The organism is Pedobacter sp. GW821-FHT01D05 (assembly GCF_059422505.1).
In genome coordinates, this window is sequence record NZ_JBWKXA010000002.1 from 646,596 (window position 1) to 659,029 (window position 12,434).

A 12,434-nucleotide genomic window follows, 5' to 3' on the forward strand; every position below is an offset into this window, starting at 1 on the left:
TATTTAAATTGAGCGGGCTGTTTGGTTAAGATGTATTAATGGAATGTGGATAAATAAAAATAGCTTAGCATTTTTATCTTGAGGCAAGCTCCCTTCACCTATCCATCAATTCTGTCTTATTTCCCATTAATGTTATTGATATTTACTTGACCTAATCATTCTACTACCATGGAAAATTTAAGAAAAGGGCTTTCGGACTTGCTATCTCTCATTATCTCGAAAGAAAACGACAAACACTATTCCTGGAGCGAAATTGCTCTTGGTATGTTACTTTTATCGATTTTCCTTACAGATTGTTTTCTTGCCTCTATTATTAGTTAGAAATGTATTTAATCTTCCTTAATCGGCATAAAGAACTTCTTTATATCCACATTTAAACCGTCTGCAATAGCCAATAACGTTGAAAACATAAAATTCTCCTTGCCATTTTCAATGTCACTTATTTTAGCCCGGTCGCCAGAGAATTTATCGGCCAAATCTTGCTGTGACAACTTTGCCTTTTTCCTATATCTTCTAACATTTGCGCCAATTAGTTTAAATGTATCCTTATGCTCTTCCACTTTTTATTAATAATATTTTGTGGTTTTATTGCCACGTTTTATATTTATTGTTATATTTGTTATCAGTTATTTATAGCGACAAATGGAGTTGGGATAATACCTAGCTTTAACGATGTCACTCATGAGTGAAAACCGTCAAACTTTCTGCATGAGATGATCGTGAGTTCGCCGTATCTATTGAGTTTTGCTATCTTCGTGATATCTTATTCAATAGGGCGGACTTCATGTTAGTCTTTTGCAGAACTTAAGCCTAGGCTTAAGGGTTCTTGACGGTACCACACTCAAAAGCATTGAAGTTCTCCCTTTTGGTTTTCTACCAATCTGGTTTCCTCCTGCTTTATTGAGCCCTCATCGTTTACATAAAAATTAACCGTTTATGAAAACGAAACCACCATGATTTTTCAAACCACGCAGTGGGACGAATAAATCTGGTAGCTTCATCACCACTGTAAACAAATGATGTACAGATGAAAAAATTAAGCGCCATCAAATCGTATCACTTCCAGGAAGTCATACTCAAGTATTCCATTAAACTCTTGTTAAAGAACGTTATCTGTTCTCCATCGTAGTGCACGTGCCTGAATTACAAGTTTAAATAGCCCAATAAAAAAACAGGGGTTGGTGTGAGAGCGCGCACTGAGTCCTGGCGGGTTAATTTAGCTTGGTACCAGCCCTTTATTGCTATTAGGCAAGGTGCAGTACTATGGTTATTCGCATTCCCAAGGTAGGCATCTTTTTTCTAATTACCAATACGGTTTGCCGTATCCATATATTTTATGTGGAAGGGGCTGGTTTTTGCCTGTTTTTTCACAACTACAAACAATCACTCCAACCGCTCAACGACTTCGGGGTCATTTTGTGAGCGGTATATTTTATTGCATAGCCAATAGCTAGCGCATTACCCATATTAATAACCTTCCGTCCCCATAACCTCGGTAGAGTTTTTTATCTGTCTTAATATCCCCTTTTTTTAGTACACCACGTTTTTTGCTTAATGATTAACGATAATCTGCTGTTTGGTGGTTTTACCATCTTTGGTAATGTGAAGAAAATAAGTGCCGTTTGGAATAGCGCTGGTATTCAGCGTGATCTTATCCTGGGCAAATGGGTTTGTAGCAACCACATTTCTTCCGATATCGTACAAAACAGCTGAGAATCCATTACTGGTTTTGTTGCTGGCTTTTGACTGGGCAGTTTGACTTTGAAAAGCGGATGTGGCCTGGCTAAGCTGTGAGGATTCTGTTAAATCTTCTTTTACCGGGGCGAGTTCAACAAAGAGCTCATTGCTTACAGGGTTTGGATACACCTTAAATGCCGAGGATGTAGATAAATGGGGGTAATCGTCTAAATTGATTCCAAAGTGCTGCCAGGCGCTTACCCCACAGGTGTTTGTATAGCGTACGGTAATGGTGCGGTACATGCCATAAGTGGTATCAAACGAAATACCCTGAACGTTCTGAAGGTAGGTGGCAGGATTAAGGGTATTTAAGGGGATGAAGGGGTTTCCGTCTGCGCTTTCTACATCGAAATAACTCCCTGGATAGGTATTGTTGTATTTGAACATGACAGTCACGTACCTGGGCGCCGGAGGAGGCGGACCGGAGGCAAGGGTAATATTTGCTATGCCTACCTGAACGGTTTTGTTAACGTTTACTATCCGGTTATAGCCCTTGCTATCGGTGATGGTTACAGTAAGCTGGGTGTAGGCCGGTGATACTGCCGCGTTTCTGTTGACTACAATGCTGGAGGTATTTTGGCCGCTGATCAGGTTTAGGGTATTTGGGACATTCCAGCTATAGGTGCAGCCAATCAGATTTGGCACAGAATAGGTGTGATTATTGTTATCGCAATAGTCAATGTTTTCATCGCCGTTCATTGTTATTGTGCTTAATATAAGTGGATTTACGGCCTGGTTTCCTGATGGTGATAGTATGGGTTGAAGTCCGGCATCGTCCCAGGAGTAGCTGAACTTGCCATAACGGTCGCCAAAGTCGGTGAAATCACAGCTGCTCCATCCTCCGCGGAGCTGGCCAACAACCTGTCCATATTGATTGAAAAGGCCGGCGCCCGATGAACCGGGTGACACGACTCCTTCAGCATAATGGGCGGTCCAGAATTTGTTTCCCCACAGCCAGTCTGCTACATCGCGAGTGTCGGTGATGCGCATATCTTCTCCATTTGGATGGTGCAGTATATAAGAACTGTAATCAGCAGGTGGAGTGGTCTGCCGGTTCCAGCCCGCATAGTTGACACCGTCGCCTACGCCCGGAGGATTAGTCAGCTCAAGCAATACCACATCAGTTTCTTTAGAAGATGCCTTTAGGATTGCGCCGGTGAACTGTATTCCAAAATCGTTAACACTGCTCAGGCAGTTGTTGCGCCAGAACTGGAATAATATTCTTGCACTGGCCAGTGCATTTATTTCTGAAGCATCCAGCACATCATTATTATCAGCGTCGATAACATGAAAGGCAGTTAGAAAGTAGGCTTTGCCGTTATTGTATTCATTGTTGATCAAAGTGCCTGTGCCTGTATATCCATTGGAAGAAAGTTTGGCTACTGCCCTTGCCGAATTCATCATGTAAGGCCGGCACATTACGGTTGGGTTACAGTTTGTAGAAGCATCGCGCATTATTGCTCCGTTTTTTGAATCACCCATTTCTTTGAATCCGACCTCTATTTTATTGATGGAGATACGGCTTTTAAAATCTCCGGAATTATGGGGCTCAATAATGTAGATGGTAATATTGTTGCCATTTAAAGGTGAAATGCCTATGGTGTTTGAAACAGTAAAATTATTTTTCTTGATGCAGCTGTCCAATATGTTTTTTTGATCGTTGAAGATATACATCTCTGCTGTGCTGGAAAGCTCAAAACTATTGAAAACCAGACCGATATTTAATGCATTAGGCACGCTGATACGCAGTGTCCATACTTTTCCTGCTGAGCTCGAGGTGATTTTACCATCTGCTATACCAACAGCAACAGGCAATATATCTGCATAATGCTCGGTTTTATTGATTTCAGTTTTTGGGTCGCCGTCAATTGGAGCTTGGATTTTAGCCTTTGCAATCTTCGGTGAATAACTAAAGGTTTTGGTATTGACGGTTTTGAGGTCTGGGTAGCCCGGAATCTGGCTGTTAATTTGCTGAGGAGTGGTGGCAACCCTTAAGATTTGTGCTTTGGCACATAAAAATAGGGTGCTCAAAAATACAACTAAAAGTATTCTCATGAGTGCGTTATTTACTTGAAAAATGGTGGAACTAACTAAAAGACAGCTGGGCTTACGTGTACAAATTTAGCTACCTTGAGGGTGTATACTACCGGATCGCTTACGCTGCAGTTTGGGGTTGAAGTAGCTGTGCCTGCTATTGTAAAATCGAAACCGATCTTTTGCCCTATCTTCTTCAGGCTTTCAGGCAAATCCACGGTTTTAATAACATTATTGTAAGTGGTGCCGTTTAAGGTTAGTTTATCTCCAAATTGCTGCTGTACAGAGGAAGCAGAATGTATCTCAATTAACCAGTAATCTTTGTTTTGGTCTGAACTGCATGTTTCTTTTGCAATAACGGTACCAGAGGCGCCATCATATGGCGGTTTGAAAGGTTGCTTATTATTACAGCCATAGCCTATGAGGAAAAATATAGCTGAGATGAGGAATGTAATAAATGTTTTTTTCACGTGGTATGAGTTAAGAGGCTAATATTTCAAAGTTAGCTCAGGTGCTTTGTATTAAGAATTATCTGATATTAATTTTTTGTTAAATATTTGATTAGCAAATCCTTTATGAGTGCAGTATTTATTCTGTCCGATACCTGTGCTTTTAGTATGATCCTTCCTGGCTACCCTGATTAAAAATTTAATGATTGTTGAAGAGTTCGTAATTCATTTTTTTTATCAGAGTATCGGCTGAAGAAAATTATGATTGTGGCTTTTTTATTCTTTAGGGTTGCTCAGGCAGTAACCTTCCAGCAATTAAACACTATGGGCTAAAATGTTTTATTTGCCTGAATAAGCTATTTTTTCACGTGCCCCAGGTTTTTAAGGTTCCGTTCCTGATGATATTAAAATTGCCTGGCTGCAATAGATTGCGTTTTCTGTTATACGATTTGAAATAAGTTGTCGTTATACAGGATATAAGGCGTAACATTATAAAGCCTTTAATTACTGATTAAATTTACGCATGATGGAAAAACTAACACCAGTTACTTTTTCATCCCTATCAATTAAATTATTTACTACGGCGCATAAACCGCTTGTTTATGCACAGCAAAACCGCCCCCAACGGGTGGCTTGTATTACTTTCAACCTGGGGCTCATCTGCCCCAGTCGGGGTTACCCATAATATTTGGGGAAGTTTTTCCCCAAAATGAATCACAGTATACACAGCACAATTAACTTAGATTTAACCAGGCTGGTTAAACTGTGTTGATGTTGTTCGGCGTAAAACAACACAGATAAATACCACATTTACCAACCGATTTTAGCCGCTTCAGCACAACGGGTTTAACCGCCTGAATAACAGTACAGAAACATTTTCCGGATCTGGATTGTGGAACGCCTCAACAACTTTTCGTAAAATGCTTCATGATTTAAATTTTACGCCCCATGAATAACCTCGAAGCACTTGTACAGGTAATGTACAACATTTACCTCGTACTGAACAAAGAACAACTAACCTTTACTTTTATCGATCTCCTTGGCGACCCTAATGCGCAACTTACCCGCCAGCAGGTTAAAGATTACCTGAACATTAGCGAAAGTACCTACAAACGTAAGGTAAAAGATGGCACCTTAAAGCCTATAAAACTCCCCGGCGGCGATCGTTTTTACGCGAAAGATTTACTGGCTGCCTACCTGGAAAGCCAGCGAAAAGGCCGTATCTGATTACCCCTTATTTACCTGTTGTTTACCCTTTGTTGCTACCAAGTTAACCCCAACGTTACCCCAGGATTACCCCGGCTTTACCTTTTGGTTACCTAAAAGGTAAAGCCAAAGCTTGCTTTCGCAGAATGGCAACACCGCTTACGGTTATGCTGCCCTTAAGCAGGCTGCCACAAGTGGCCTGGCTGTGGCAATGCGGGCCAACCGTAACGGCTCATTTTAGCTCATAATCGGTGTTAATTGGCTCAATTTAGCTCATTTTAGCTCAAAATGAGGCGCCAGTGCTGCTAAGCTGCTAGGTTTGGGCATGGATTTAAACATACCGGTATAAACAGAAATCCTTTTGAACAAACATTTTTTCACTTAAAAAAACAAAAATTATGGCAACGTATTCAAAAGGCGCAAATGGCGCATTCTCGGGCAAAGTAGGCAGTGTAATTGGCAGCAACTGGCGCAGCGTAGATTACCTAAGGGGCCTGCCCAAAAAGAGCGGTAAACCCGGTACCCAACCGCAATTGGCACAGCGCAGCAAATTTGCACTGGCTCCGATGTACCTGAGCCCTATTAAAGACATTTTAAACATTGGCTTTAAAGATAAACAGCTGAGCAAACTTACAGGATACAATGCGGCAGTAAAGGTCTTTTTAAACCAGGCGATTGTAGGTGACTATCCTGATTATACGATCGATTTTTCGCAGGTGGTGCTGAGCAAAGGTTCGCTTTCGGTTTTTCATGGTCTTAACGCGGGTTTGCAGGGTGCAGATCTGGTACTAAACTGGCAGAGCATTTTAAACCGCTACAGTGCCTTTACCGATGACCTGCTAACGGTAGTGCTCTTTAACGATACCAAAAAGATGTACCTGGTGTACGAAGAAGCGCAGCGCGGGGCGCTTACCTATACCGCGGCAATTGGTGCCGGCTTTACGGGCGATGTTTTTTACGGATGGGCTTTTGCGGTGAAGCGCGATGCCACAGCCGTATCGGGCAGCCAGTACCTGGGCACTTATACCATTCCTTAGTTTATTGATTAACCCGCCCAAACCTTGCAAAGCCGCAGGTTTGGGCTTTTTTTAAAAGAAACGATATGAAAACATTAAAACTGGCTTTAACGGCACTGATGCCGAAAAGGCAACTACTCGAAAAACTGATGCTGGCCACCATCCTGGTTTTGGGCTGGCTTACACTCCCTAATTTACTAAGAACCTTCGAACCCACCGCTGCCCTGCTCGATGCAGGCATTTGGCAGCTGCTAATGCTCGGCCTGTTGTGTTATGTGGCCCTGCTGCAGATTTCCTGGTGGCTCTTGTACCGCTTCTGGCTTGGCATGGGCCTGCTTAATTTAACAGATATGGTTTTACGTTTTAAACAGCTCACATCATGGCAACAGTTAAGATTTTTTTGGGCATCGTTTGCTTTGCTATTTTTAGCAGGGATAGCCTGCCTGGCCGCTATAACATAAACCAGGCGCCTAACAGGGCAATGGCCGATAGGGCAAAGCTGTTGCGCATTGCAAAAAATGAAATTGGTGTGCGCGAAGTTTCGGGCCATAACGATGGGCCACGGGTAGCTGCGTACCTGCGTTATACAGGTGTTGAACAGGGCAGCCCCTGGTGCGCGGCTTTTGTAAGCTGGGTTTTTGGGCAGGCCGGTTACCCTGCACCACGTAGCCCCTGGAGCCCGGCCTTATTTCCGCCAGGTAAACGTACCAAACAGGTAAGCCCTGCAGTGGTATTCGGCATTTACTTTAGCCACCTGAAACGCATTGGCCATTGTGGTTTGGTAGAACGGCAGGAAGGCGATTGGCTCATCACCATAGAAGGGAATACCAATGTAATGGGCAGCAGGGAAGGCGATGGGGTATACCGCAAACGGCGGCCCCTGAAAGCCATCAGGTACTTTGCCGATTGGACCATTAAGAAAGGAGCGGAAAATGAAAACTGAGTTAAAGCTATTGATGGCCTGTAGCATGCTGCTTTCGGCCTGTGGAAGTTTAAAAAGCAAAAAGACGCTGCAAACGGAAAACCTTCAATCGAACAGCCAATACCAGGAGGATACCAACCTGCAAAGCTGGGCAAAAGAAAACACCTTACTGCTCGATACCAGTAACAGCGAATATGTGGTGCAAATTACCCCAGTGGGGAAATTCCGCTACAGTGCTGAAAATGGTTTCGAAGGAGTGGCCGAAAAAGTAGTGCTAAGCGGCAAAGTTGGTAAAAGGAAGATCCTTCAACAGCAAAAGCAAGCGGGCCAGCAGCTTCAGCAGCAAAAGCGCAGACTGGAAAGCACACAGGTAAAAAAGAAACTGCAGCACATTGATAAAAGCAGGAAGCCACGTTGGGCCGCGATGTGCATTGGGCTGGTGGTGGCACTTGGCCTGGCCTACTGGTTGATGAGAAAAAGGCTATTCTCCTAACATTAGATGCCCCATTGGGGAAATTTCTCTACAGTGCTGAAAATGGTTTCGAAGGCCTTCCCTGCCAGCTAATGAGAAAACGGTTCTTCGCCTGAATGTTAAAATGCTCCCTGTAAAACCAGCTTAGGGGAGCATTTATTCCACGTTACTTAAATTAGTCAAGACTTAAGCTGACAGTTAGGCTAAATTAAACAACATAACAAAAATTATTATGACTACCCAATCAAAAATAGTACCTGGAAATAGATTTATTTTTTAGAGGATTTCAATTACAAAGCTCAATGATCCGAAAAATATTTTTTTGCCCGGCGGTTAGCGTTTGGCATTTAGCTAACCGCCAGACATTAAACCACTTAGGCAATGAACCAATGGCCAATAAACGCTTTAGCCACGAAGGCACGGATTAACACGGATTTTTTGCATTATGCAACCGATGACCAATGACCAATGGCCAATAAACTATTGAATTAAACAAAAAAAAGCGATCCCCGTTTCCGAGAATCGCTGGTAATTTTGATATTGAAGCATCAGGTTCTACCTTAAACCTTCTGCCTTCCTACCTTCAACCTTATTAGTATCCAAAAATCTGCTCCAGGCTTAATTTAGTTACCGGACCAAATTTTGCTAAATCGGCCATGTTGATTTTCTTTTCGGAAGCCACGATACAATAACTGTAAGGTTTGCCTGAAAGATTGGTCTGGTGGAATGATTTTACATCATTAAAAGTTAATGGTTTTAAATTCGCGTATTCATCAACCCTCGAGTCGTGATCAAAACCTAATTTTTTATCTGCCAAATAGCTATAGATAATTCCGTCTTTGGTGATACGGCTGGTTTCCAGGCCATTTAATGAATTGGTTTTTGATAATGCAAATGATTTATCAGACTCTGGTAAAGTGGTTAATAACTCATTCATACCGGCAACGGCCTCATTCATTTTATCTGCCTGTGTACCTACATAAGCAATAATGGTATTTTCTTTTTCTTTGGTATTTGGAGAAGAATATACCGCAAAGGTAGAATAAGCCAAAGCTTTAGATTCGCGGATGGTTTGAAATACGACTGAACCCATACCGCCGCCGAAATAGTTGTTAAACAAGGCAATTTTTGCAGCATTGGCCGGATCGTACAAGCCACCATTGCGTACCCAACGGATTTCTGCCTGCACCATATCGTAATCGGCAAAGTAAACTTTGTTCGAATCGGTTTTGGTGTATACAAATTTCTTAATTGGCGCCGCATCAGTAAATGCTTTGGCCAATGGGTGTGCTTTTACAATATCAGCAGAAAATGCTGTTAAAGTTTTAGGGCCATAATAAGTAATGGTGTGTTTGTAATTGGTCAGGTTGTGTAAGATATAGATCAAATCTGCCGATTTCATATTTTTGATCTCATCATTTGTTAATCCGTAATTGAAAGGATTATCGGCACCGTATTGTGCATAACTCATTAAACCACCAAGAATTGATGATTTATTTAATTTTGCGTTATCTCTCGATTTTAACAAACGGCCTTTTAAATCTTCTAAGGCTTTTTCGTTTGCTTTGCAGTTTGCCAGTACATCTTCTACCAGGGCAACAGCTTTATCAAAGTTTTCTTGTAAACCACTGATGGAAACTGTAGTTACATCGGTACCTACGTTTATGCTATAGCTACAGGCAATGTTGTAAAATGCTTTACTAATATCCTCTGCCGAATATTTATCGGTACTTAAGAACGCTAAATACTGAGCAGCATAAGGCAATAACTTGTAGTTGTACGAGCCCATATCAAAACGGTAGCCTAAACGGAAAATTCCGTTTTCGGTGTTTTGAACCGCAATTACATCAGCAATGCCTGCTTTACCGAAATTAAGGTCTTTGGTGTAATCTAAAAATTTAGGGGCTATCGGTTTTACCGGAGCAGCAATGATACCTTTTGTAAATGGAGAAACCTCATTAACATTGGTTTTTACAGCGGTAATGGCTGGCTTTTCTACTTTGATGATGCTTTTATCTTCGCCTTTATGTTTTAAGATAGAAACGTAGTTGTTGACGAAAAATTTATTGGCAAAATCTACAATTTCCTTTTTGGTTACTTTAGCCATTGCATCGGTTGATGCCAGGCTTTTATCCCACTCCGTACCACGGTTTTGGATAAAGGCATTCATCGCGAAATCTGCACGCACATCGTTATTATCAAAGCTCTGTAACTCTGCTAATTTGATGTTTGCAACCGTTGCTTTAATCAGGCTTTCGTCGAATTCGCCTTTTTTAAGCAGTTCTACCTGCTCTAACAATAATTTTTGGGCTTCTTCTAAACTTTGGCCAGCTTTAGGTGAGCCAGATAAAATGAAGATTCCATAATCTTTCATCGAGTTATAACCGGCGCCCGCCCTCAACATTTTTTGCTGTTTATTGATGTTGATATCCATTAAACCCGCTTTACCGTTGGCTAAAATGCTGCCGATTAAATCTAACAATAAACTTTGGTGTGTATTTTGGGCAAAACCTCTATACGCAACATATAAATTTTCGGCACTTGGACCATAAATATCAACCGTTTGAACCTGTGTTAACGGTTTCTCTGGTGCAGGGTTATAAAGCGACAAAGGTTTAGGTGCCATATAAGCGAAATCCTTGTCGATTTTTTTGATTAAATCATCATAATTAATATCGCCACTCATAATTAGCGCCATATTATTGGGCACATAATATTTGTTGTAGTATTTTCTGATTTCGATTAAGGATGGATTTTTTAAATGTTCGATGGTACCAATGGTGGTTTGTTGTCCGTAGTTATGTGTTGGGAACAAAGCATACAGCATTTTCTCATACATTTTACGGCCATCGTTATCCATACCGATGTTTTTTTCTTCGTAAACCGCTTCTAACTCAGTATGGAAGATACGGAAAACAGGCGCGCGGAAACGTTCTGCCTGCACAGCCAGGAATTTATCAATGGCATTTGATGGAAGATCTTCCTCGTAAACGGTTTCTTCTACCGAGGTGTGGGCGTTGGTAGAGTTGCTCCCGATCGATTTCATCATTTTATCGTATTCGTTTGCGATAGAATAATTAGAAGCTTCGCCCGAAGTTTTATCAATTTCCTTATAAATCTCTTTACGTTTAACCGGATCGGTAGTTTTGTTGTAGGTTTCGTAAAGTGCTTCGATCTTATCTAAAAGTGGTTTTTCTTTGGCATAATTTAAGGTTCCAAATTTGTCCGTTCCTTTAAATAACAGGTGTTCTAAATAATGCGCCAGGCCGGTATTGGTACGCGGATCGGTATTACTGCCCGCTCTTACCGCCATCTTATAGGTAATATTTGGCTCTTTATTGTTCTGGGATAAAATTACAGTTAAACCGTTTTTTAGCGTATAAAAACGTGTTTTGGTCGGATCGTTGGTTACATACCTGTAGCTAAAGCCACCAGAAGTTCCTGTTTTCCATTGATAGGTTGTTTGCGCCTTCGCTAAAGAACCTGTAATTAGAAAACAAGCCAAAGTAAATAGTTTGAATTTCATTGAATTGGTTTTGGTTTATGATCATGAGTGCGTACCTGTTCGTTTAAGTATGATCTCAAATACAGCCTTCATTTTTAATAAGTTATTTATCCAAATATATATGCTTTCTGGCAGGGAATGAAATAATTTTGATTTCAAAACTAAAAATCTAGGAATAAATGATTTTAGCATATCAATCATGGTTTATTGTGCCTTGAATTTATAATCTGTATTTTTACCGGCATGACAAAGCAGGGCACAAAACCAAATATTTTAGTTGTAAATGATGATGGGATTACAGCTACAGGCATAAAGAATCTAATGGAAGTAATGCAGGAGCTGGGCAATGTAGTGGTGGTTGCACCAGATAGTCCGCAAAGCGGTATGGGACATGCCATTACCATAGGCAAGCCGATCCGTTTTGATAAGGTTGATCTTTATGCAGGTGTAGAAATGTATAAATGCAGTGGAACTCCGGTTGATTGTGTTAAAATTGCTGTAAATAAGATTTTTAAAGGTAAAAAACCTGACTTATGCGTTTCGGGAATTAACCACGGATTAAACAATTCGATTAATGTACTTTATTCGGGTACTATGTCTGCGGCAGTAGAAGGCGCGATAGAAAAAATTCCATCTATTGGTTTCTCTTTAGATGATTTCGCAGCCGATGCCGATTTTAGTCATACCAAAAAATACATTAAAAATATCTGTGAGCAGGTTTTGGTGAATGGTTTACCAGAGGGAACCCTTTTAAATGTGAATTTCCCGAAGGGCGATCAGCTAAAAGGCGTTAAGGTTTGCCGCCAGGCCAATGCCAAGTGGATGGAAGAATTTGATGAAAGAACTGATCCTTACAAACGACCATATTATTGGTTAACCGGTGTTTTCGAAAATTTTGATAAAGGAGAGGATACCGATGTTTGGGCATTGGAAAACAATTACATTTCTATCGTTCCGGTCCAGTTTGATTTAACGGCCCATCACGCGATACAAGCAATAAACAGTTGGGATTTTATAGGCAACAATGCTACGAAATCTAAAAGTGCCGGAGCTAAAGTTTCAGCGCCCGATGGCATTAATTTAGGTTAAGCGC

General features: G+C 41.2%; 10 protein-coding genes. 6 read left to right on the forward strand and 4 right to left on the reverse strand.

The genetic code is table 11. The features are described 5' to 3' along the window. Positions 1–329: 329 nt before the first annotated feature. From AC07VK_RS10945 to AC07VK_RS10955, 3 genes are all read right to left on the reverse strand, one after another. Positions 330–560 carry a helix-turn-helix domain-containing protein gene (locus tag AC07VK_RS10945; protein WP_492960394.1) on the reverse strand — a complete coding sequence of 77 codons (231 nt, stop codon included), beginning with the start codon at positions 558–560 and terminating at the stop codon, positions 330–332. Between the two features lie 991 nt (positions 561–1,551). Continuing rightward, complete coding sequence (locus AC07VK_RS10950; protein ID WP_492960396.1) at positions 1,552–3,792, reverse strand: trypsin-like peptidase domain-containing protein; 2,241 nt, start codon at positions 3,790–3,792, stop codon at positions 1,552–1,554. 35 nt (positions 3,793–3,827) lie between these two features. Then, positions 3,828–4,241, reverse strand: a complete 414-nt coding sequence (locus AC07VK_RS10955) for a hypothetical protein (protein ID WP_492960398.1) — start codon at positions 4,239–4,241, stop codon at positions 3,828–3,830. Positions 4,242–5,168: 927 nt separating this feature from the next. On the opposite strand from AC07VK_RS10955, the gene AC07VK_RS10960 reads away from it, so the two are divergent. From AC07VK_RS10960 to AC07VK_RS10980, 5 genes are all read left to right on the forward strand, one after another. Beyond that, positions 5,169–5,447 (forward strand): helix-turn-helix domain-containing protein, encoded by a 279-nt coding sequence (locus tag AC07VK_RS10960; RefSeq protein WP_492960400.1) that lies wholly within the window; start codon positions 5,169–5,171, stop codon positions 5,445–5,447. 377 nt (positions 5,448–5,824) lie between these two features. After that, a complete protein-coding gene (locus AC07VK_RS10965) occupies positions 5,825–6,463 on the forward strand; it encodes a DUF6266 family protein (protein WP_492960402.1) in 639 nt (212 codons plus the stop codon). 65 nt (positions 6,464–6,528) lie between these two features. Then, positions 6,529–6,903: a hypothetical protein gene (locus AC07VK_RS10970; protein WP_492960404.1), complete on the forward strand. Its 375-nt coding sequence runs from the start codon at positions 6,529–6,531 to the stop codon at positions 6,901–6,903. Continuing rightward, positions 6,822–7,385, forward strand: coding sequence for a C40 family peptidase (locus tag AC07VK_RS10975; protein ID WP_492960406.1), 564 nt, complete (start codon positions 6,822–6,824; stop codon positions 7,383–7,385). Before AC07VK_RS10970 ends, AC07VK_RS10975 begins: the two co-directional genes overlap by 82 nt. Then, a complete protein-coding gene (locus AC07VK_RS10980; protein WP_492960408.1) occupies positions 7,375–7,857 on the forward strand; it encodes a hypothetical protein in 483 nt (160 codons plus the stop codon). The genes AC07VK_RS10975 and AC07VK_RS10980 overlap by 11 nt, the downstream gene beginning before the upstream one ends. A gap of 571 nt (positions 7,858–8,428) precedes the next feature. Here the strand turns inward: AC07VK_RS10980 and AC07VK_RS10985 are convergent. Beyond that, a complete protein-coding gene (locus AC07VK_RS10985) occupies positions 8,429–11,362 on the reverse strand; it encodes a M16 family metallopeptidase (protein ID WP_492960410.1) in 2,934 nt (977 codons plus the stop codon). A gap of 222 nt (positions 11,363–11,584) precedes the next feature. Here AC07VK_RS10985 and surE point away from each other — a divergent pair, with 222 nt between their 5' ends. Further along, a complete protein-coding gene (gene surE, locus AC07VK_RS10990) occupies positions 11,585–12,430 on the forward strand; it encodes a 5'/3'-nucleotidase SurE (RefSeq protein ID WP_492960412.1) in 846 nt (281 codons plus the stop codon). Positions 12,431–12,434: the final 4 nt, after the last annotated feature.